The organism is Pseudoxanthomonas sp. PXM04 (genome assembly GCF_014851695.1).
Classification (GTDB): Bacteria; Pseudomonadota; Gammaproteobacteria; order Xanthomonadales; family Xanthomonadaceae; genus Pseudoxanthomonas_A; species Pseudoxanthomonas_A beigongshangi.
In genome coordinates this window covers 304,681-327,083 of the sequence record NZ_JACVAG010000002.1, presented here as the reverse complement: position 1 = coordinate 327,083, position 22,403 = coordinate 304,681, and the positions used below count along the sequence as shown (strand labels likewise).

Sequence of the window (22,403 nt, the reverse complement as noted above, 5' to 3'; positions counted from 1 at the left end):
GCCGGCGGATCCTGTCGCTTCAGGAAAGGGCGAGAAGCGGGGGGCGGGGCGGTGGGGCCGTAAAGATGGCTTTCCGGACCAGCTACAGGCGGTAGGCGACCGTCTTCATGAACCGCGAGGCGGCGGCCATCAGGGTGGGAATCGGCGGTGGCAACACCCGCGCGCCGGCCTGTTCGGCGTGCTCGGCGTGGCGGGCCTCGTCGGCCTTCATCACCTTGAGGATCTCGCGGCTGCGCAGATCCGCCTCCGGCAGGGTTTCCAGATGCTCGTCCAGGTGCGCTTCGACCTGGTGTTCGGTTTCCACCACGAAACCCAGGCTCCAGCCGTCGCCGCGCAGGCCCGCGAGCGCGCCCAGGGCGTAGCTGCCGCCGTACCAGAGCGGATTGAACAGGCTCGGCCGGCTGTCCAGTTCGCGCAGGCGGTCGGCGCACCAGGCCAGGTGGTCGGTCTCCTCCTGGGCGGCTTCCAGCAGGTGGGCCTTCGTCGCATCGTCGCGTGCGACGGCCGCCTGGCCGAAGTACAGGCCCTGCGCGCAGACCTCGCCGACATGGTTGATCCGCATCAGTCCGGCCGCGTGGCGGCGCTCGCCGGCGTCCAGTTCGACCTCCGGGGTGTCCCCGGCCGGGTTCGGGCGCTGCGCGGCCGGGCTGCCGAACACGGTTTCCAGGGCGCGCTGGGTCTCGATCAGGAACTGGTCCAGCGGGGTGTGCAGGCGGAGCGGACGCATGGGACGGGCAGTGGCGAGTGGGGTGGACGGATTCTCGCCCCCGCCGCTTCCCCTGCCAACCCGGCGAGCGCCGCCGCCCGGATTCCCCCAGGGGGCCGACTTGCACGCCGCTCGACCGACCAGTACAATCCCGCTTCTTTCGCTCCACCCTTCACATCGCGTGGCAAAGTTCCGTCGGCGCCCGCCGGCGCAATCCGCCCGACCCACACCTAGAGTTCCGTCATGAAGACCTTCACCGCCAAGTCCGAGACCGTCCAGCGCGACTGGTATCTCGTCGACGCCACCGGCAAGACGCTCGGCCGTCTGTCCACCGAACTGGCCCGCCGCCTGCGTGGCAAGCACAAGCCCGTCTACACCCCGCACGTCGATACCGGCGATTACCTCGTCGTGATCAACGCCGAGAAGATCGCGGTGACCGGCAACAAGCTGGCGGACAAGAAGTACCACCGCTTCACCGGCTACATCGGCAACCTGAAGACGGAAACCCTGGCGCAGGCGCTGGAACGTCATCCGGAGCGCGTGATCGAGACCGCCGTGAAGGGCATGCTGCCGAAGGGCCCGCTGGGCCGCGACATGTACCGCAAGCTCAAGGTCTACGCCGGCCCGAATCATCCGCACGCCGCTCAGCAGCCGCAGGTCCTGGACATCTAATCATGGCTATCACTCAGAACTACGGCACCGGCCGTCGCAAGTCTTCCACCGCCCGCGTGTTCCTGCGCAAGGGCACCGGCAACATCACCGTCAATGGCCGTCCGCTGGACGAGTTCTTTGGCCGTGAGACCGCGCGCATGATCGTGCGCCAGCCGCTGGAACTGACCAAGAACACCGAGAATTTCGACATCGTCGCCACCGCTTCCGGCGGCGGTACCACCGGCCAGGCCGGCGCCATCCGCCTGGGCATCGCCCGCGCGTTGGTGGAATATGACGAAACCCTGAAGACCGAGCTGCGCAAGGCCGGCTTCGTGACCCGCGACGCCCGCGAGGTCGAGCGCAAGAAGGTCGGTCTGCACAAAGCACGTCGTGCAACCCAGTTCTCGAAGCGCTAAACTACGCTCCACACGTTTTACAGCCCCGTCGCCAAGCGGTAAGGCACCTGACTCTGACTCAGGCATTCGGTGGTTCGAATCCATCCGGGGCTGCCAATTCGAAGACCGGTCACTCTGGCCTCGCCAGGGAACCGGAATCCAGCAAAAGCCCGCCTCGTGCGGGTTTTTGCTTTTGCCGAGGACCATGCGATGGTCGCGACGTTCCTGCCGCCCTTCATTCCCGCCGCGCAACTGCTGCCGCAGATGCACCAGCGCGGCTATGCCGTGCTCGAGCCGGTCGCCGTCGGCGAACTGTGCGGCTTTCCGGTCCCGGCCCTGGACGTGTTCAAGCCGGACTGGGACCACCTGGCGGTCGATGAGTATCTGAAGGACGGCGGACGCTATCGGCGACGGCGGCATTCCTGTTTCGTCGTCGAGGGCGATGAGTTGGGCCAGGCGCCACATCGCGCGCATTGGCAGTCGCTGGACTACAACGCGCTGCACGGTGGCATGCGCCGCTGGTTCGAGCCGATGCGGCCGGAAACCGCTGGCCATCCGCTGTGGCGGCATCTGCTGATGGCGCTGGGCCGGGTCTGCTCCGAGCTGAAAGGCGCGCGTGCCTGGTATGTCGAAGCCCACCAGTTCCGCATCGACACCACCGACGGCATCGGCCGCCCCACGCCCGAGGGCGCCCATCGCGACGGCGTGGATTTCGTGGCGGTGATGCTGGTGGATCGGGTCGGCATCAAGGGCGGCGAAACCCGGGTGTTCGAGGCGGCCGGCCCGGACGGGCAGCGCTTCACACTGGAAGCGCCCTGGTCACTGATGTTCCTGGATGATGCCCGGGTGATCCACGAATCCACCCCCATCCAGCCCGTTGAAGGGCAGGCGGGTCACCGCGATACGCTGGTACTGACTTTCCGCGCGGATGGCTTCCAGGGCGACTGACAGCGTGGCGCGCGGGTAGTTACAATTGAAACCATAATCAGCAGAGGTCCGCAGAGCGATGAAACTGGGTTCTTTGAAGGAAGGCGGCCGCGACGGCACGCTGGTGGTGGTGTCCCGTGACCTGGCCCGCGCCGTGCGCGCGACCGGCATCGCCGCGACCCTGCAGCAGGCGCTGGAAGACTGGTCCAATGTCGCGCCGCGCCTCAATGCCCTGTCCGAGTCACTCAACCATGGCGACGCCGACGGGGTGTTCGATCTGGATCACAAGGCGCTGGCCGCGCCGCTGCCGCGTGCGTACGAATTCGTCGACGGCAGCGCCTACCTGCCGCATGTCGAGCGGGTGCGGCGTGCCCGCAACGCCGAAGTGCCGGAAAGCTTCTATACCGACCCGCTGATGTACCAGGCCACCAGCGCCGGCTTCCACGGCCCGCGCGATCCGGTCCGGGTGGTCAGCGAGGACTACGGCATCGATCTGGAAGCGGAAATCCTCGTGGTCACCGACGACGTGCCGATGGCCGTCACTCCCGAGCAGGCCGCAGGACACATCCAGCTGATCGGCCTGGTCAACGATGTATCGCTGCGCAACCTGATTCCGCCGGAACTGGCCAAGGGCTTCGGCTTCCTGCAGTCCAAGCCGCGTTCGGCGCTGTCGCCGGTGTTCGTCACGCCCGACGAACTCGGTGACGTGTGGCGCGGCAACAAGGTGCACCTCCCGCTGCTGACCCATATCAACGGCGAATGGTTCGGCGCGCCGGAGGCCGGCGTGGACATGCAGTTCGACTTCGCCCAACTGGTCGCCCATGCCGCCAAGACCCGCCCGCTCTCGGCCGGCACCCTGGTGGGTTCGGGCACGATCGCCAACGAGGACGTCTCCAAGGGCGCGTCCTGCTTCGCCGAGCGACGCACGGTGGAGACCCTGCGGGACGGCAAGCCGAGCACGCCGTTCATGAAGTTCGGTGACGTGGTTCGCATTGAAATGCTGAATAGTGACGGCGATTCCATTTTTGGCGCAATCGAGCAGCGCATCGAGCCCCAGTCCTTGCCTTGAGCCGGCCGGAGAGCGCAAATGGACCAGACTGTCGCGTAGGGGGGCTCATGGGCGTTCGGCAACAGGGAAGGCAAAACAAAACGGAACGGAGTTTCCGCCATGGGTGAGCAACTGAAGCTCTATTCGTACTGGCGTTCCAGCGCGGCCTACCGCGTGCGTATCGGCCTGAACCTCAAGGGCCTGGCCTACGAGACGATTCCGGTCCATCTGGTCCGCGAAGGCGGGCAGCAGCACCATCCCGATTACGTCGCCAAGAATCCGCAGCACCTGGTACCCACCTTGCTGCACGGGACCCGGGTGATCCGGCAGTCGCTGGCGATCCTCGAATACCTCGACGAGGCCTGGCCGTCCCCGCGACTGCTGCCAATGACCGCGCGCGACCGGGCGCGGGTGCGCGCGCTCGCGCAGATGGTCACCAGCGACATCCATCCGCTCAACAACCTGCGCGTGCTCCAGTACTTCGAGAACACCTGGCATGTCCCGCATTCCGAGCGCGACGACTGGATCAAGCATTGGATCCTTGAAGGGTTTTCCGCGATGGAGACGCTGCTGTCAGGGGATGCGGCGACCGGCGCCTATTGCCATGGGCAGACGCCGGGCATGGCCGATTGCTGCCTGATCCCGCAGATCTTCAATGCCCGCCGGTTCGGCGTGGACATGGAGGCGTTCCCGACGCTGGTCAGGATCGAACAGGCCTGCCTCGCGCTACCGGCCTTTGACCTGGCGCGCCCGGAAAAGCAGCCCGACGCACAGCCCTGAGGCGGCCGCGTATCGGTGTGGTGGAGCCAGAGCGTAGCGGAGCAAGCTCCGCTCTACCTCTGTCAGCCGAAGCCGTGGGTGATGCGGGGGGACGATGTGCCCGGATTGGAATTCTCGTAGTCCGCGTAGGGATCGTGCTCGCCTTGGCTACCCTCCGAGAGGCGGAACTTCAACGCCAGGCCATCGCGCGAATCCGCGGCGCGCAGCGCCTCCTCCTGCTCGATCTCGCCGTCCTTTGCCATACGGAACAGGCACTGGTCGAAGGTCTCCATGCCTTCCTCCAGCGATTCCTCCATCGCCTGCTTGATCTCGTGGACCTGGCCGCGGCGCAGCAGGTCGCGGATCATCGGCGTGTTGATCAGCACTTCCGCGGCCGGCAGGCGGCGCCCGTCCACGCCCTTGACCAGGCGTTGCGACACCACCGCGCGCAGGTTCAGCGCCAGGTTCATCAGCACGTTCTTGTGCGCGCTCTCCGGGAAGAAATTGAGGATGCGCTCGATGGTCTGGTCGGCGTTGTTGGAGTGCAGGGTCGCCAGGCACAGGTGACCGGTTTCGGCGAAGGCGATGGCCGCCTCCATCGTGGTGGCGTCAAGGATCTCGCCGATGAGGATCACGTCCGGCGCCTCGCGCATCGCGTTCTTCAGCGCGTTGTGGAAGGCATGGGTATCCAGGCCGACCTCGCGCTGGTTGACGATCGATTGCTTGTGCTTGTGCAGGTACTCGATGGGATCCTCGATGGTGAGGATGTGCCCGGTGGTGTTGCTGTTGCGGTGGTCGATCATCGACGCCAGCGTGGTCGATTTGCCCGAGCCGGTGGAACCCACGATCAGGACCAGCCCGCGCGGGGTCATGATGATGTCCTTGAGCACCGGCGGCAGGTGCAGGTCCTCGATGGACGGGATCACGCTGCGGATGGCGCGGATCACCATGCCGACCTCGCCGCGCTGCTTGAACACGTTGACGCGGAAACGCCCCGCATCCTGCAGGGCGATGGCCATGTTCAGTTCCAGCTCGCGCTCGAACACGGGCACCTGGCCCTCGTCCATCAGCGAGTAGGCAATCTTCTTGACCATGCCGGGCGGCAGGCCGGTATTGCCCAGCGGATAAAGCTTTCCCTCAATCTTGATATAGACCGGCGCCCCGGTGGTCAGGAACATGTCCGAGGCGTTTTTCTCGGTCATCAGCTTCAGGAAATAGCCGATGTCCATGTGCGAGCATCCCCATTTGTGGCGGCCCACCGTTGCAACGGGGGCGCAGGCTTCCGACAATGGCCGCGCGATCCCCTGATACGTCACGGCACCCAGATGATTCGTAGCTTCGCACAAATCCGCTTGCCCCTGTATGTGATGGTGGCCGCACTCACGGTCGCCGGCGGGTCGGCATTCCCGATCCGGGCCCAGACCGCGACGACGCCGGAACTGGAAACGGCGCGCCAGGCCGTGGAGCGCGCGGATCAGGCCGACGCCGATCAGTACGCCCCGGACCGCATGGCCATCGCGCGCCAGTTGCTCGCCCAGGCCCAGGCCGCGCAGAGCAGCCGCGACAAGAAGCTGGCCCTGGACCTGGCCATCCGTGCGGCGGCCGATGCCGACGTGGCGCGCGCGCTGAGCCTGGAGGCGGTGGCGAACGCCGACCTGCAGCAGCGACGCGCCGAAATCGCGGATCTCCAGCGCAAGCTCGGTATGGAGGGCGGCCAATGAACCGCAATCTCCGTCGCGCGGGCCTGCTGGTCCTGCTGCTGTCGCTGCCGGCCGGCGCATTGCTGGCAGCGGACAATCCCGTCGTCATCCAGCTCGGCCAGCGCCTGGCGGCATTGCGCGCCAATCCCGAATACGCTGAATTGGCGGCCTTCGAACGCCTGCAGGCCCAGCAGGCCATCAGTGAACTGGCCGAAGCGCGGCGCAGTGTCCGCGAGCGGGCCCAGTACGTCGCCGAGCGGCGGGTGGAAATCGCCGAGATCGCCACCCGCACCCAGGCCGCGCAGCGCGAAGTCGGACGCCTCGATCGCACCCGCAGCGAGCTGCTGGTGGAAGCCAGCCGGCGCGAGGCCGAACGCGCCCGGCAGGAAGTCGAGCGAATGCGCATCCAGGCGCAGATCCAGGCCGAGGAAGCCGAGCGCCTGCGCCAGGCCGCCGAAGCCGAAACCCTGGCCCGCCAGGACGCCGAGCTGGCGCTGACCAGCGTGGCCGGGCAGCAGAGCGCCAAGCTCAGTGCCGCCCGGCAGAAGGAAGCGCGGCTGGCCCGCGAGGAGGCCGAACTGGTGTCGGGGACCAAGCTGCCGGCTTCGAAGTTCGAGGCGCGCGGCGAAGTCTTCACCCTGCCGGCGAGCGCGTTCTCCGGCGGCTCGGCCAAGCTGTCGGAGGCGGGCCAATCCAGCGCGTCCGCGTTGGCCGCCTACCTGCAGGCCAGTCCCAAGGCCAAGGCCCGGATCGAGGGTTTCGGCGACAAGCAGACCCCCGGCCAGCGCCGCGCCGACGCCTTGCGCGATGCCCTGGTCGCGGCGGGCGTGTCCAAGGGCCGGATCCAGGCCGCCGGCAAGGGCAATGGTTCCAGCAGCAAGGCGGCGGAGATCGTGGTCACGCAGTAGTTTTGTTTTTAAAAACAAAGACCTGCACGAAAAACGGGGCGTTCCGGACGAACAGTCTGAACGCCCCGTTTGCCGTTCTTGCCTTGTCGGATCAAGGACTTGTGAAGGGGCTTGTCGGGTCCGGGGACGAGGAGTAGGGTCATATACCCAAGCGACCCCCGTCGCTTGGCTCACCGGAGAGTCGAGCCGATGACGTTGTTCAAAGCCCCAGAGGAGAACGCCCCCGACGGCCAGGTCCGTGCGGGTGTTCCCGGTGGAGGCGCCCGCCATCCCGCTTCGACGTTCCGCTCCCAAGCCAACGCCCCGAGCCTGCCCAGGCCGGGGCGTTCGTTTTTCCGCTGAAGGAGGTACTCCCCATGTTCGAAGGTCAACCGCAGACTGAAATCGACGCACTGATCAAGGCCGACCCGGAATTCAAGCAGCTGTACCAGCGCCATCGCGAACTGGACAAGAAGGTCACCGATGCCGAGCTGGGCGTGCTGCCCATCGACGACAATCTGCTGGGACAGATGAAGCGCGAGAAGCTCGCGACCAAGGAACGGCTGATCCGCATCTACGACGCGAAGCCGCACTGACCCACGACCCGCTCCATCGTCGCGGGCGGCGGCGGCCTCCTCGTCGGCCGTCGCCGCCCGCGTCACTCGATGCGATAATCCGGGCTCCATCACGATCCGTGAGCGCGAGTCCGCAATGGCGATTCAATCTTCCGTTCTCCAGCTGATCGGCAACACGCCGATGATCAAGGCCCAGCGCCTGGACACCGGCGTCTGCGAGCTGTTCCTCAAGCTGGAAAGCGCCAACCCCGGCGGATCCATCAAGGATCGCATCGGCCTGTCGATGATCGAGGCCGCCGAAAAGCGCGGCGATCTGAAGCCCGGCGCCACCCTGGTCGAAGGCACCGCCGGCAACACCGGCATCGGCCTGGCGCTGGTTGCCCAGCAGAAGGGCTACAAGCTGATCCTCGTCGTCCCGGACAAGATGAGCCGGGAAAAAATCTTCAATCTCAAGGCGATGGGCGCGGAAGTCGTGCTGACCCGCTCGGACGTGGCCAAGGGCCATCCGGAGTACTATCAGGACCTGGCCGCCCGTATCGCCAGCGAGACGCCGGGCGCCTACTTCATCAACCAGTTCGGCAATCCCGACAATCCGGCCGCGCACGAATTCGGCACCGGCCCGGAAATCCTGGCCCAGATGGATGGGAAGCTAGACGCGCTCGTGTTCGGCTGCGGCAGTTCCGGCACCATGACCGGCCTGTCGCGCGCGTTCGCCAAGGATGCCCCGGGCGTGGAGATGGTGTTGGCCGACCCGGTCGGTTCCATCCTGACCCAGTACATCAACGAAGGCACCCTCAGCGAGAAGTCCGGTACCTGGCTGGTGGAAGGCATCGGCGAGGATTTCCTGCCGCAGATTTCCGATTTCAGCCGGGTGAAGAAGGCCTATTCGATCAGCGATAAGGAGAGCTTCCTGACCGCGCGCGAGCTGCTGGCGAAGGAGGGCATCCTCGGCGGCTCCTCCACCGGCACCCTGCTGGCCGCGGCCCTGAAATACTGCCGCGAGCAGACCACGCCCAAGCGCGTCGTGGTGCTGGTGCCGGACACCGGCAACAAGTACCTGTCCAAGATGTACAACGACTACTGGATGCTGGACAACGGCTTCATCGAACGCCCCCAGTACGGCGACCTGCGCGACCTGATCCTGCGCCCCTACAGCCAGCGGGACACCGTGGTGGTCAGCCCCACCGACCTGCTCACCACCGCCTACCAGCGGATGAAGCTGTATGACGTGTCCCAGCTGCCGGTCATGGAAGGCGACAAACTGGTGGGCATCGTCGATGAAAGCGACGTGCTGCTGCACGTCTACGGCGACGAGGCCCGGTTCCGCGACCCTGTGTCCACCGCCATGGTCAGCAAGCTGGATCGCCTGGACGTCCGTTCCCCCATCGAGGCCCTGCTGCCGGTGTTCGACCGCGGCCAGGTTGCCATCATCACCGATGGCGACGCCTTCCTGGGCCTGATTACCCGGATCGATTTGCTGAACTACCTGAGGCGCCGGGCGCAGTAACCGCCCGGGGTCCCGGAACCGCGTGAAAAGGACGGTACGTTAAGCCGCGACTGCTAGAATTCGCGGTCGGTTTGAAAGGAACAACTATGTCGGACTCCAAGCCCAATGGCGGGGGAGAAGCCTCCTACGCCCTCGGCACGCTGGCCATCCATGGCGGACAGGCTCCCGATCCGAGCACCGGGGCGGTCATGCCCCCGATCTACGCCACCTCGACCTACGCCCAGGCCAGCCCGGGCGTGCATCAGGGCTTCGAGTACTCACGGACCCACAATCCCACCCGGTTCGCTTACGAGCGCTGCGTGGCCGCGCTTGAAGGCGGTACCCGCGGTTTCGCTTTCGCCTCCGGCATGGCCGCCACCTCCACGGTGCTGGAACTGCTGGACAGTGGCAGCCATGTAATCGCCATGGACGATATCTATGGAGGCAGCTATCGGTTGTTCGAGCGCGTGCGCAAGCGCAGCGCAGGGCTGGAATTCAGTTTCGTCGACCTGACTGATCCCGCCGCGTTCGAAGCGACGGTTCGCCCGAACACCCGGATGGTCTGGATCGAAACCCCGACCAACCCGATGCTCAAGATCGTCGACATCCAGGCGATCGCCGAGGCCGCCCGTAAGCACGGCCTGGTCGTGGTGGTGGACAACACCTTCGCCTCGCCGATCCTGCAACGTCCGTTGCAACTCGGCGCGCACATCGTCATGCATTCTGCCACCAAGTATCTCAATGGCCACTCGGACATGGTCGGTGGAATCGCCGTGGTTGGAGACGACAACGCGCTCGCCGAACAGATGGCATTCCTGCAGAACTCCATAGGCGCGGTACAGGGACCGTTCGACAGCTTCCTGGCGCTGCGTGGCCTGAAGACCCTGCATCTGCGCATGAAGGCGCATTGCGAGAATGCGATGGCGCTGGCCGAATGGCTGCAAGGCCAGTCGGTAATCGACAAAGTCATCTACCCCGGCTTGAAGTCACATCCTCAGCACGCATTGGCCAGCCGACAGATGCATGGCTATGGCGGCATCATGTCGATCGTACTGAAGGGAGGTTTCGAGGCCGCGCGCAAGGTCTGCGAAGGTACTCACCTGTTTACCCTTGCGGAATCACTCGGTGGTGTGGAGAGCCTTATCAATCATCCGGCAGTAATGACACATGCGTCGATTCCGTTGGAGCGACGCACCGCATTGGGGATAAGCGATGGATTGGTGCGCTTAAGCGTGGGTATCGAGATCATCGAAGATCTCAGGAATGAACTTCAGCGGGTGTTCTCTTGAATTCAATGTGGAAAGACTTGTTGGCCAGCTTGAAGGAGCCGGAATTCTGGGCGTACTCATGTTGGCTGGATATCGTGACCAAGTATCGTCGCTCAAGGCTTGGTCTGCTTTGGCTTCTCATTCCGCCGCTAATCTATGTGCTTGGAGTTGGGTTCTATTTCTCCAAGTTGCAGGGCATTCCGCCGCTGGATTTCATTCCGCATCTGGGCTTGGGATATCTTCTTTTCCGCCTGCTGATGACGGTCATCGTTGAATCGTGCAGCATCCTCACGAACAACTCCAGTTTCATTCTGGATGGCCATGGGCGGCTAACGGATTTCGTGATGCGTGTGGTGGCGAAAGGAATTTTCTACTTTGTCGTCGCCATCCCCGTGCTTCTCGTAGCGCTCTTGCTCTCTCCGAAATTCCAGGTTATCGGGTTAGCCACTGTGCTTCCCGCGACCCTGCTCTTGTTGATAAATGCAGTGTGGATAGGCATGGCCGTAGCACTGCTGGGTGCGCGCTTCCCGGATATCCACGAGCTGATGGCCAGCGTGTTTATCTTTGGCTTTATTCTCACGCCTATTCTGTGGAGTGCTTCGGCGGCGCCGATGGGAACAATCCATGGCACCTTCATGAGGATTAATCCTTTGTTCCATTTGATAGAACTGGTACGTGCGCCATTGCTTGGAGAACCCATGGAGACGATGAGCTATGTCTACCTGGCTGTTTTCACTGTCGCCGGCTGGATCATTACGTCAATCCTCTATCGACGCTATGCACGCTTCGTTCCACTTTGGGTTTGAAAAGTCATGACGGTTCGGCTTGTTGCACACCACATCTCGCTACGTTTGCCTATTTATCTGCAGAGCGACCGCTCGGCGCGCTCTTGGTTGGCGATGCTGGCCAAGGCAGCCATAGAGCGTCCCCGTCGCGAGTTCAGGACGATCCTTGACGACGTTCATTTTTCTGCCCAGGAAGGCGACCGAATCGGAATTGTGGGCAGGAACGGAGCGGGCAAATCGACCCTGCTCAGGGTGTTGGCCGGTGCTTACCAGCCGACTGAAGGCTGGCTCGAGTCCCAAGGAACACGGCAAGCCCTGTTAAATATTTCACTGGGCTTCAATAACGAAGCCACGCTCAAGGAAAACATCTATCTGCGGGGAACCGCGATGGGCCTCAGAGCCAGCCAACTTGTCGATCTTGTCGAGCCAGTCCTCGACTTTTCGGAATTGCACGACAAGGCCAATCATCGTTTGAAGACGCTCTCCTCTGGTCAGAGGATGAGGCTTGGCTTTGCGATTGCAACCGCAGTGCAACACGACATCATGGTAATGGATGAGTGGATCGGCGCAGGAGATGCTTCGTTCATTTCCAAAGCCAAGGAGAGAATGGCAAGCCGCGTGAATGGCGCCAAGATTGTCGTGCTTGCCAGTCATAATTTTCAGCTGATGCGCGACGTGTGCACAAAAGGACTGTTGATGGTCGGAGGCAGGGTTGAGTTCTTTGGCGATATCAATAGCACCTTGATTGAGTACGACAAGCTGCTGAAGAGCGGCGGGCCACCTCAGACGGCAGCATGAAAGATGCGAGTTTTGCTGATCGCCTATGATTTTCCTCCTATACCCTCTCCGCAGTCTCTGCGCTGGGCCTACTTGGTCCGGGAACTGGCCGATGCGGGTCATGAGGTGCGCGTGCTTGCGCCGGATGTTGCCGGGTACGGATCCGGGGGACTGCCCGAACTCCCGGCGAGCGTCAAAGTGCACAGGGTCTGGCCCGGCCCCTATGCGGCGACGTTGACCTGGTTGGCGCGACGCAGGCAGCCGCAACGCCACGCAGGATCACAAGCCTCACCGGAACCGCAGGGATTCAATGATTTGCTGGAAGACAATGCCGGCTATGCCGATACCCGACACCCGCAGCTCAAGTTGAACTGGAAAGGAAGAATCGTCGAACGCATTCGTCGATTGAACCGGCGTGTCTTCAATTTGCACACGGTTGTTCCCGACGCACTTGGACGAGTGATGTTTCCGGATATCCGAGCAGAGTGGCTGCCATGGGCGCGACGCAGGCTCAAGCATCTTCTTGGTGAGATGGTGCCGGATGTTGTTATCACATCGCATGAACCTGCGAACTCGATTCCGCTGGGAATCTATGCGAACAAACTCGGATTCAGATGGGTTGCTGATCTGGGGGATCCGGTGCTTGCGCCCTATACGCCTGAGCGTTGGCGGAAAACGGCATGGGAGCTGGAAGAGGAGATCTGCAAGCGCGCAGAGCTCGTGTTGCTGACCAGCCAGCACGCCATCCATGATATGCAGAAGCGCCATGATGTCCACGCCTCGAAGCTGAAGTTGCTGACACAGGGATTCGATGGAACATCGCACCGCGGACCGCACCTGCGTTCGAATGGGCCTTTCGATCCGGAAGTGCTCGAGTTGCTCTATACAGGAAGCTTCTACGCATTTCGTGATCCGTCCTCACTGTTGGAGGCCGTGCGCAGGGTGCCCGGTGTCCGGTTGAACATTGCAACGATTGCTGCACCGCACGGTGTCGCAGAAGCTGCGCGAGACAGCGGTGGCTGCATAAGGCTACTTGGGTTCCTGCCACATACCCTCGCTTTGTCGTACCAGCGGCAATGCGACATGCTTGTCAATATCGCCAATGCGAACCCATTGCAAGTTCCTGGAAAGCTCTACGAGTATTTGGGAGCTCATCGGCCAATACTGCATATTGGCGGTGACCGCGCGGATGCCGCCAGGATTCTTTTGGAAGAAACAGGTGCCGGCAACCCGGTTGCGGCGGAGGCGACAGCCATTGAAGCGGTTCTCCGGAATGCGCTCCACAAGAAACGGCTCGCGCCTCGGGAGCCAAGTGCCGTAGTCGATGATGGGCGCATGCGCTATTCCTGGAAGTCATTGGCATTGCAGTTAGCAGATCTGCTCGAAGCTGGTGGAACAACTTCAAGTAGGGCACAGAATAATCTTAGTAAGGAGTCAGTATGACCGAGTCCATGCAGCAGAAGGATCGCGACGAACATGTTTGTGTAATCGGTCTGGGCTACATTGGATTGCCCACCGCCGCCATGTTCGCCTCCGCTGGAAAGCGCGTTTCCGGCGTGGATATCTCGAAACGAATCGTAGATGCCGTGAATGGAGGCGAGGCGCACTTCGAAGAGGCGGGCCTGTCGGAGCTCGTGGAGGAATCCGTTGGAAGCGGACGCATGCGTGCGATGCCGACACCTATCCCGGCGGATGCTTTCGTGATCGCCGTTCCGACCCCGCTCGACCACGGAAACCACGAGCCCGATATCAGCTTCGTCGAAGCTGCAGGACGTTCTCTAGCGCCGGTGATAGGCCGGGGAAACCTGATCGTACTCGAGTCGACGTCTCCGGTCGGCACCACAGCCAGATTGGCCCGGCTACTGGCGGAACTTCGGCCGGACCTAAAGTTCCCCACCGGCGATTCGCATGATGTTCCGGATGTAAACATGGCGTACTGTCCGGAACGGATCATTCCGGGGAAGATGCTGCAGGAGCTGGTCGAGAACGATCGCATTGTCGGAGGAATGACATCCTCATGTACTGAGCGCGCGTCCTCGCTCTATCGTTCCTTTGTCCGGGGGAGCTGCATTGGGAGCGACGACCGGACGGCCGAGCTCTGCAAGCTGGTGGAAAATTCATTTCGAGATGTGAATATCGCATTTGCCAACGAGCTTTCCATGATATGCGGTGATCTCGGGATCGATGTGCAGAATGTCATTCGCTTGGCCAATCATCATCCACGAGTGAACATCTTGAATCCGGGACCCGGCGTTGGGGGGCACTGCATCGCAGTGGATCCCTGGTTCATCGTGGCGGGTGCAAAGGAGCGGGCACAGCTCATCAGCACGGCCCGACAAGTCAATGATTCGAAACCCGGTTATGTGTTGGCACAGGTTGAGGCAGCAGTAGCAGGATTGGAGAATCCCTCCATATGCTGTCTGGGATTGACCTACAAGGCAGATGTTGATGATTTCAGGGAGAGCCCTGCCCTGGACATCGCGCTCGCGCTATCGGAACGTTATGCCGGCAACGTACGTTGCGCCGATCCCTTCTTTGATGTGCTCGAATCGGTACACGGTATATCAGGGCTGGTTTCCGCAGATGCGGCGTCCGCCATCGCGTCCGCGGATGTAGTGGTGGTTCTCGTGGGTCATACATCTTTCCGACGGCTTCCCAAACCGCAGGGCAAGAAGGTGGTTGACACCATCGGATTCTGGAAGTAACGGGTCGGAACCTCAGCGGAGACAGTAGTCATGCACGACGACCACGCACATGAAGGTACCCAGGGACAGGCTTCCGGGAAGAGCAGCAACCCATGGCCGGATCGGGTAAACGAGGCCTACTACGATCATATGGGGGAGACGTTTGGTCGACAGACTCGCGCACGAATTAATTGGATGTGCTCGCAGGCCAAGCCTGGAAGAGCATTGGATGTAGGCTGTAGCCAAGGTATTGCAGCCATTCTCATGGCACGGGAAGGGAAACACGTGCTGGCCATCGATATCTTCCAGCCGGCCATCGACTATGCAAACGACGAGAGAGCGAAGGAAATCCAGTCAGTACAGGATCGTGTTGAGTTCCGCTGCACAGAGCTTGCTGCGCTGAAGGGCATGCAGTTCGACACCATCCTGATGGGCGAGGTCATCGAACATCAAACGGATGTTCCCGCGTTCATCTCCCAGGCCGTTGATCTTTGCGCTCCGGAAGGACGAATCGTCATCACCGTTCCGTTCGGATATCACCCATGGCCGGACCACAAGGCCACGGTTTTCCCGGATGACTTGCTGGATGCGCTTCGCGAGACGTTTGAAATTTCGGTCCTTGATGTGGTTGATGGCTATATCAGATGTGTGGCGAATCGGATTTTGACAAAGCCGTCTCTTGAAAACAGCTTGGCAATGGCAATCAGGGCTACGGAAGCTGGGGCATGGGAAGTGCAGAAGCGAAATATCGAGCTCAGCACCTCCTTGAGCGATGCGAAAAAAGTTATCGCGGAATACAAGGCGGAGGCCGGAAAGCGGGGTGACGCATCGAGCGAACTGACCGTGGAACGTGCGCTCCATAAAAGGTCAAGCGAAACCATTGTCAACCTCAGCGAAGAGCTTGCTGCTCTGCGGCAACGGTCGGAAGTTTGGATTCGGGAAGCGGCGGAGCAAAAGTCCGTCGTTGATGAATTGGGGCGCGGAATCCAGGTATCCAATCATGAGAGTGCTCTGCTTAGGGAACAACTGTCCGTTCTTCAGGCCGAAGTAGGTCGACTTGGGGAAGAAGTAAATCAAGGGCACGAGGAACTATCAAAGCGTGAGCGCGAATTGGAGCGTGCCCGCGTGTCGCTGCGCCTACTGGGATCCAAGGACAGGGACCACAGGGCCACCATTAAGAGAATGGAGGAAGGCTGGAGGGCGAGGGACAAGCGGCAGAAGGACGTCATCTCTACGATCAATGAGGAATTATCCGAGCTGAAGCTCCGGATGAAGACGCTGCAAGAAACCCTCGTCGATGCACAGCACAAGCGCTCCAGCCATTGGGCGAAGCTTGAAGCCGAGCGCGCGCGCGCGCAGGAACTCATACAACTGTGCGAGTCACTCCACAATGACAATCAGTTGTATCGGAACTCGCTTGCACTTGCTCTAGGCCAGGCACTGATTGGTCTTAAGAGTCCACGTGGAATCCTTGGATTCCCAAAGGCGGTCGCGGCCATATTGCTTCGTTATCGCAGGCGCGGAACGTCGAACCATCAATCACAAGCGCTTAGCTTGCCGAAGCTACGACATGTACACATTCCCGATCCCAAAAAGGTGGTGGATGATTTTGCCGTGGTCGCGAATCCACAAGCGGCAAGAAATGAAGAGGTGGACGCATTATCCATCGACGGATGGGAAGAGGTACGTACCGGAAAGCCTCTATTGATGGGAATTCTTGACGAATTCACCCTCAATTGCCTGCAACCGACGGCTGACTGGTTGCTGCCGCGCCCGGACAACTGGCGCGGACTACTGGAGAAGTTTCAGCCAACCTTGCTGTTTGTCGAATCCGCCTGGAATGGCAACCATCAGGCTTGGCAGTATCGCGTCGCTCGGAGTGAGTACATGCCGGGTGCCGAGCTGGTTGAGTTGGTGGAAGCATGCAAATTGAAGGGAATTCCTACTGTGTTCTGGAACAAGGAGGATCCATTGCACTATGAGGATTTCATCCAAGCAGCGGCCCATTTTGACTACATATTCACGACTTCGATCGAAGCCAAGCCTCGCTATGCGGTGGACGCTGACGTTAGGTCCGTTGACCTGCTTCAGTTCGCTGCTCAGGAAGCAGTTCACAACCCTATCCAGTCAGGCAGTCCGCGTGAATCCAAGGTCTGCTATGCAGGAAGCTTCTATCCAAATCTGGAAGAACGGTCCCACCAGCAGGCCATGCTTCTGGATGCAGCGTCCGGCTTTGACCTTGATATTTTTGACAGGAACTATTCGGATAGTTCTCTCGATTCTCAATATCAGTTTCCGGAACGTCATCAACGGTTCGTGCGTGGAAAGATCCAATATTCGGAGATTGGTGACGTCTATCGAAAGTATCGTGTATTCCTGAATGCCAACAGCATCCAGGATTCCGACACTATGTTCTCCCGCCGCGTATTCGAGCTTCTTGCCTGCGGTACTCCGGTCGTGAGTACGCCGTCGCCGGGATTCGCAGCGACATTCGGACCGGACGTGGTCTGGGAGGTCGCCACGGAAGAAGAGGCACGGCACGCAATTGACACTTTGCTGAATGATGACAAAGAGTTCCGGCGCAGGAGCGCTGCAGGCATCCGCGCCGTCATGTCAAGACATACCTATCGCCACCGGATGGAACAGGTGATGCGGACAGTCATGGGTGTCAGCAAGACGACGATGCGACCACAGCGTGTCAGGGTCGTACTACTCGCGAATCAGGATGGGGTAAATCCCGAGACTATCTCCTGGATCAGGGAACAGCGCATGTGCAATGGCGAAAGTCCGCAGGTCACGGTGCTGGGAAATGTACCTGCTGGAACTGGGAAGGTCGGATTTGACAGTGTGGATGGTGATCCTCGAATGGCTTTCCGCCAGCTCGTAAAGGCAACGCGCGCATCGGATGAACAACTGGTTCTGGCGGTTGGCCATCAGGGACAGGATGCACACCAGATAGAGGACCTCCTCCAGGCGTCACGCTACTCCCGCGCAGGGTTGATCGGAATGGCGGTGATTCCGGAAGACGAATACAGGCTTGGTGGTGCGATAGCGAGAACTTGTCTTCTTATCAATAGTGATGACCCAGATGTCTGTGACGCGGCATTTGCATTCGCGGACGGCACCAGTAAGAAACTGGCGCTGAAGGACGAAACGGACGTGCTTGCCATCCGGATGATGGCTGATGAATGATCCAAAAATACGGCGCCCGCTAGTCACTACAGGGCGGACAAGGTAACTCCATGAAGAAAAGAAAGACACGCGTGGGTGTGAGTGGCCACGACCTCAAGTTCTGGACGCCGATACAACTACAGCTGGAGCAGACAGGGGACTTCGATTTCCGTATCGACGAATGGAGTGGCCACGCAGATCACGACGAAAAGTTGTCGCGAGAGTTGATTGAATGGGCCGATGTCCTGTTCGCGGAGTGGGCGCTTGGCAATGCGGTCTTCTATTCTCGCAACAAGCGACCAGACCAGAAACTGGTTATACGTTGGCATCTTCAAGAAAGGAGGACGAGTTTTCCCAACGATATCAACTATGGCGCGGTTGACGACCTTGTCTTCGTTGGCGCTCATATCCTTGGCGAATGCGTAGAAAAATTCTCCATTCCCCCCGAGAAATGCCGGGTTGTAGGAAACCTGATCGAGCACGAGCGTTTCAATCATGAAAAGCTGCCAGGGCACGAGCGAACCTTGGGCATGATCGGTGTTCTACCTGCTAGGAAGAGGCTGGATCTCGCCCTGGATACACTTGAATTGCTTGTCAGGGCGGATGACCGCTTCCGGTTGCGGATTAAGGGACAGAACCCGGCGGCGGTCGATTGGCTGTGGCAGCAGGGTCAGGAACGCGACTACTATGTCAGCCTGTTCAAGCGGATAAACGCCTCGCCGGTGTTGCGCCACCGCGTCATCTTCGACCCGGCTGGAAAGGATGTCGAACAGTGGCTGAGACTCGTCGGTTCCGTCTTGTCGCCGTCGGATTTCGAGAGCTTTCATGTGGCCGTCGCGGAAGGCGTGGCCTCCGCGGCACTTCCTGTGGTTTGGAACTGGGAGGGCGCCGGGGAGATCTACCCAGGCATCCCCTTGGTTGAATCAGCGGAAGCCGCGGCGCAACTCATCCTCGCAAAAGAGCGTCATGCGGAGATAAAGGAACGGGCGCTTGATGGCGTAAAATCAAGCTTCGGTCCGGAAGCATTACTGCCGATCTGGCGGACTCTTCTTACTCCGATCAATGAACAGGTAGTCGCCTACAATTGGGGGGAGGGGGGCGAGAAGTCAGCTTCGGTAGAGTGCGATAAATCCTTGCGCCGGCTAAAAGTCGCGCTCATCTGCGATGAATTTACTTACAACAGTTTCAAGGGAGAATTTGTTCCCGTCGTGCTGGAGCCAGGAAGCTGGCGTGAACGAATGGAGAGCGAACGCCCGGAGCTGCTCTTCTGTGAATCCGCCTGGTCGGGCGTTGATTCTGAGACGCGGCCGTGGAAGGGAAGAGTTTATGCCAGCTCGAACTTTACTAAAGAAAATCGCGGAGAACTGCTCGCGATTCTGGACTATTGCAAGGAACATAACATTCCAACCGCCTTCTGGAACAAGGAGGACCCATCGCACTATGAAGACAAGGTGCATGACTTTGTAAGTACGGCAAAGCTTTTTGATGTGGTCTTCACTACTGCATCGGAATGCGTCGAGCGGTACAAGAAGGAGCACGGGGTCAAGAACGCTTACTGTCTACCGTTTGCGACGCAGCCGCGCTATTTCAATCCAATCGAGGTGGAAGGCGCTCGCTCGAGAAAAGTTGTATTCGCCGGAAGTTGGTATGCATACCATCAGGAACGCTGCAAGGCGATGGAGGCGATGCTGGACAAGTTCATCGAAGATGGCCTGGAGCTGGAAATATACGACCGGCACTTCGGAACCAGCGATAAGAATCACATATTCCCTCAGAAGTATCATCGCTACTTGAAGGCGGCCGTACCTCATGCCGAGATAGGCAATGTCTACAAGTCGAGCCAGTATGGCTTGAATTTCAATACCGAGACGAGTTCGCCGACCATGTTTGCGCGTAGGGTGTACGAACTCATGTCCAGCAATACATTGTGCGTATCTAACTACTCCAAAGGAATGGACGACATGTTTGGCGATCTCGTTTTTTTCGCCGATCGGGAATCACGAGGGTTGCCAGATTTGGGCGAAGATGAACTGGCGAGCATGAGGGATCGTGCGCTGCATCACGTGCTAAGGGAGCATACGTACAAGCAGAGATTCCGGTTCGTTGCTGAGAAGCTCGGGGTGGCCTTGGCGCAGGAGAGCTTCGCCGCGACGGTCTGCTGCATCGTGGCATGCGACGACGACATCGAAAAAGCAATCGCCTACTACCAGGCACAGAACGTTGCGGAAAAGGGGGCTCCGTTGCTCCTTGTCCTGGACAGGTCCATTGAGGCGAGCAGTCTTAAGGACTATTACGAGACATATAATCGCAACGGAGTAACTGTCGTTTCAGAGCACTATCTACTTTCTTATGCAAACAAGCCGGGCCGAGTAATAGAAACGGACTACCTTGCCTTGGTTGACTACCGCAAGGTTCGACCGGCCGACTATCTGGAAAAAGCGGTGCTGCATACCTCTTATGCAGAAAACGTCGTGATCGTGCCCGGATCCGAAAGGAAGTACGTACAGGTGGAAGAGGCCCTCATCGATGAAGTCATAGCGCCCGCCAGCTTTTTGCCATGGTTGATGAAAATGCGCGGGCGCCGGGCCTCTGCACTGTTCTACTTGGTCTGAACCTCGAAATGAAAGTATCCATCATCATCCCCTGCCACAATGCGATTGGGAAGATAGAGCGCTGTTTGGCATCGCTGCGAAAGCAGACGATGCCGGTCGGTGAGTATGAAGTTATTTTTGTCGACGATTGCTCCAGCGATGGGACGGCCGACTACCTTCTGCGGCAAACGGAGGTCGTGGACGGAACGAGGTGGAGGGTCATCCGCAGGGTCTCCAACAGCGGCTCTCCATCTGAGCCACGGAACATGGGTGTCGATGCGGCCAGAGGCGAATATATCTTCTATCTCGATTGTGACGACGAGATCCTGCCAGATACGTTAGAGCGGCACACGCGCCAGGCAATCGATCAGGATCTCTGTGTCTTGCGCGGGTATTTGAGAGTATTCGATGGCAGTTCATTCACGGATGCCAACAGAATTAAGGGTTTTTCTGCCGGCACGCCAAAGAAGTCAATCATCGAGGGGATAATTCGTCAGCAAAGCACCACCGTGCCGAGCCTGATACGCAGATCCTTGCTGGTCTCGAAGGGGATCCGCTGGGATCCGGTGCTGCGCATGGGGGAGGACACGCTCTACCTGATCGACGTACTTCTGGCTGCAAAGAGGATTGGCTACATCGATCATCCTACCTTTGTGTATAACAAGGTGGCCACGCGGATAGCCTCATCCACCAGGCAGTACGGCGCGCGCGAGTTGCGCAATCATCTTCGGGTATGGCAATCGGCAGACGCGAAGTTGAAAACCATCGGATTGAGCTATGTATCGATGCGCCTGCAAGTAGGATTGCAGACGGCGTTGCTGTCGTTGATAAAGTTCAATCGCTGGGACATTGATGAGTCGCTTTTTGGTGATTTTAGCGTTTTCATCAACGAGCACTGGTCGGCTATAGAGAAGTTCAACTACGGTACGCGCCTGAAGGATCTGGTGAAGTCGATAAGGGCGGGCGATTTTTCGGTTTTCAAGGAGCAGGTGAAACCGCGGTTGCTTGTAGCAGGGTATGGGCTCCAGTTCATCGAAAAGGCGCTGCCTGGCCTCTCGGAGTACTTCAGCATTCGAATCGATGAATGGACCGGACATGCGACGCATGACCTGGCGCGGTCCAAGGAGTGCCTGGATTGGGCAGAAGTAATATTCTGCGAGTGGCTTCTCGGAAACGCGGTATGGTATTCGAACAACAAGCGACCGGATCAGAAGTTAATCGTCAGGGCTCATCGTTTCGAGCTTGCGCGGGACCTGGGAAATCGGGTGAACGATGCGGCAGTTGACCTGTATATCGCGGTATCACTGTTTTACTTCGAGATGTTGATCGAGCGCTTCGGCTACGCGCGCAAGAAAATACGTCTTGTCCCGAACTACATCAACCTAGATAGTTATGCATCCAACGATGACCCCGCCCGAGTATTCAATCTCGCCATTATCGGCACGTTGCCTTCCCGTAAGGGATACCTGCGTTCGCTCGAACTATTGAAGGCATTGGTGGAGTTGGACTCCCGTTACAATCTGTCCGTTTACGGGAAGTCATACTCCGATACTAGCTGGACCACCCGGAACCAGGAAGAAGATGCTTATTTTGAGGAATGTCAAAACTATCTCGAGAGAAATGGTCTGGCGAGTCATGTTCATCAGAAGGGATACAGTGACTTGACCGTCGCACTTAGCAATACGGGCTTTGTCCTTTCGGTCAGTGATGACAGTGAACTCCCGGAGAGCTTTCATATTGCACCGGCGGATGGATTCGCGGCAGGGGCGCAAGGGGTTTTTCTCGACTGGCGGGGGGTCGAGTATATTTATCAATCCGAGACCGTTTTCCCCGATTTGGACGCCATCAAAGCCCATATCGTCGAACATCAGGACTACTCGCGGTTCAAGGAGGCGGCGCTGAGAGGCAGGAATTTCCTGCGTGAAAACTACACAATGAGTGCTTTCGTGAGTAGGTTCAGACGAGAGGTTGCAGATCTCTTCTGACTGTGAGT

19 protein-coding genes and 1 tRNA gene are annotated in these 22,403 nt (G+C 59.7%); 18 read left to right on the top strand and 2 right to left on the bottom strand.

Features of this window, described 5'->3' with window-relative positions; genetic code table 11:
* Positions 1-82: 82 nt before the first annotated feature.
* Complete coding sequence (gene coq7, locus IB228_RS07435) at positions 83-727, bottom strand: 2-polyprenyl-3-methyl-6-methoxy-1,4-benzoquinone monooxygenase (protein WP_192197981.1); 645 nt, start codon at positions 725-727, stop codon at positions 83-85.
* A gap of 222 nt (positions 728-949) precedes the next feature.
* On the opposite strand from coq7, the gene rplM reads away from it, so the two are divergent.
* The 6 genes from rplM to maiA all read left to right on the top strand — a co-directional run bounded on the left by rplM (position 950) and on the right by maiA (position 4,507).
* Positions 950-1,378: a 50S ribosomal protein L13 gene (gene rplM, locus IB228_RS07430; RefSeq protein ID WP_141455570.1), complete on the top strand. Its 429-nt coding sequence runs from the start codon at positions 950-952 to the stop codon at positions 1,376-1,378.
* A 2-nt stretch (positions 1,379-1,380) separates the two neighbouring features.
* Positions 1,381-1,773 (top strand): 30S ribosomal protein S9, encoded by a 393-nt coding sequence (gene rpsI, locus IB228_RS07425; protein WP_141455571.1) that lies wholly within the window; start codon positions 1,381-1,383, stop codon positions 1,771-1,773.
* 21 nt (positions 1,774-1,794) lie between these two features.
* Positions 1,795-1,869 (top strand) — tRNA-Gln (locus IB228_RS07420).
* A 93-nt stretch (positions 1,870-1,962) separates the two neighbouring features.
* Positions 1,963-2,700 (top strand): 2OG-Fe dioxygenase family protein, encoded by a 738-nt coding sequence (locus IB228_RS07415; RefSeq protein ID WP_192197980.1) that lies wholly within the window; start codon positions 1,963-1,965, stop codon positions 2,698-2,700.
* Positions 2,701-2,758: 58 nt separating this feature from the next.
* A complete protein-coding gene (locus IB228_RS07410) occupies positions 2,759-3,748 on the top strand; it encodes a fumarylacetoacetate hydrolase family protein (RefSeq protein WP_183639159.1) in 990 nt (329 codons plus the stop codon).
* A gap of 99 nt (positions 3,749-3,847) precedes the next feature.
* Entirely contained in the window at positions 3,848-4,507 is a 660-nt protein-coding gene (maiA, locus tag IB228_RS07405; RefSeq protein ID WP_141455574.1) for a maleylacetoacetate isomerase, read from the top strand.
* A gap of 62 nt (positions 4,508-4,569) precedes the next feature.
* Here maiA and IB228_RS07400 read toward each other — a convergent pair whose 3' ends face one another.
* The gene (locus tag IB228_RS07400) at positions 4,570-5,715 is read right to left on the bottom strand and encodes a PilT/PilU family type 4a pilus ATPase (RefSeq protein WP_183639157.1); all 1,146 of its coding nucleotides are present in this window, start codon (positions 5,713-5,715) and stop codon (positions 4,570-4,572) included.
* A gap of 96 nt (positions 5,716-5,811) precedes the next feature.
* Here IB228_RS07400 and IB228_RS07395 point away from each other — a divergent pair, with 96 nt between their 5' ends.
* From IB228_RS07395 to IB228_RS07340, 12 genes are all read left to right on the top strand, one after another.
* A complete protein-coding gene (locus IB228_RS07395; RefSeq protein WP_183639156.1) occupies positions 5,812-6,207 on the top strand; it encodes a DUF4398 domain-containing protein in 396 nt (131 codons plus the stop codon).
* The gene (locus IB228_RS07390) at positions 6,204-7,094 is read left to right on the top strand and encodes an OmpA family protein (protein ID WP_183639154.1); all 891 of its coding nucleotides are present in this window, start codon (positions 6,204-6,206) and stop codon (positions 7,092-7,094) included. The genes IB228_RS07395 and IB228_RS07390 overlap by 4 nt, the downstream gene beginning before the upstream one ends.
* A 356-nt stretch (positions 7,095-7,450) precedes the next feature.
* Positions 7,451-7,669, top strand: coding sequence for a YdcH family protein (locus tag IB228_RS07385; RefSeq protein ID WP_183639152.1), 219 nt, complete (start codon positions 7,451-7,453; stop codon positions 7,667-7,669).
* A gap of 115 nt (positions 7,670-7,784) precedes the next feature.
* Positions 7,785-9,155 carry a pyridoxal-phosphate dependent enzyme gene (locus IB228_RS07380; protein ID WP_183639151.1) on the top strand — a complete coding sequence of 457 codons (1,371 nt, stop codon included), beginning with the start codon at positions 7,785-7,787 and terminating at the stop codon, positions 9,153-9,155.
* Between the two features lie 86 nt (positions 9,156-9,241).
* The gene (locus IB228_RS07375; RefSeq protein ID WP_183639148.1) at positions 9,242-10,423 is read left to right on the top strand and encodes a cystathionine gamma-synthase; all 1,182 of its coding nucleotides are present in this window, start codon (positions 9,242-9,244) and stop codon (positions 10,421-10,423) included.
* Positions 10,424-10,443: 20 nt separating this feature from the next.
* On the top strand, positions 10,444-11,208 hold the full coding sequence (locus IB228_RS07370) for an ABC transporter permease (RefSeq protein WP_181444254.1): 765 nt from the start codon (positions 10,444-10,446) through the stop codon (positions 11,206-11,208).
* 6 nt (positions 11,209-11,214) lie between these two features.
* A complete protein-coding gene (locus IB228_RS07365) occupies positions 11,215-11,985 on the top strand; it encodes an ATP-binding cassette domain-containing protein (protein WP_183639146.1) in 771 nt (256 codons plus the stop codon).
* A gap of 3 nt (positions 11,986-11,988) precedes the next feature.
* Positions 11,989-13,407: a hypothetical protein gene (locus IB228_RS07360; protein ID WP_183639145.1), complete on the top strand. Its 1,419-nt coding sequence runs from the start codon at positions 11,989-11,991 to the stop codon at positions 13,405-13,407.
* Positions 13,404-14,669 (top strand): UDP-N-acetyl-D-mannosamine dehydrogenase, encoded by a 1,266-nt coding sequence (gene wecC, locus IB228_RS07355; protein ID WP_225562313.1) that lies wholly within the window; start codon positions 13,404-13,406, stop codon positions 14,667-14,669. Before IB228_RS07360 ends, wecC begins: the two co-directional genes overlap by 4 nt.
* A gap of 30 nt (positions 14,670-14,699) precedes the next feature.
* Positions 14,700-17,840 (top strand): glycosyltransferase, encoded by a 3,141-nt coding sequence (locus IB228_RS07350; protein ID WP_183639143.1) that lies wholly within the window; start codon positions 14,700-14,702, stop codon positions 17,838-17,840.
* 50 nt (positions 17,841-17,890) lie between these two features.
* Positions 17,891-20,431, top strand: a complete 2,541-nt coding sequence (locus IB228_RS07345) for a glycosyltransferase (RefSeq protein WP_183639141.1) — start codon at positions 17,891-17,893, stop codon at positions 20,429-20,431.
* 8 nt (positions 20,432-20,439) lie between these two features.
* On the top strand, positions 20,440-22,395 hold the full coding sequence (locus tag IB228_RS07340) for a glycosyltransferase (protein ID WP_183639139.1): 1,956 nt from the start codon (positions 20,440-20,442) through the stop codon (positions 22,393-22,395).
* Positions 22,396-22,403: the final 8 nt, after the last annotated feature.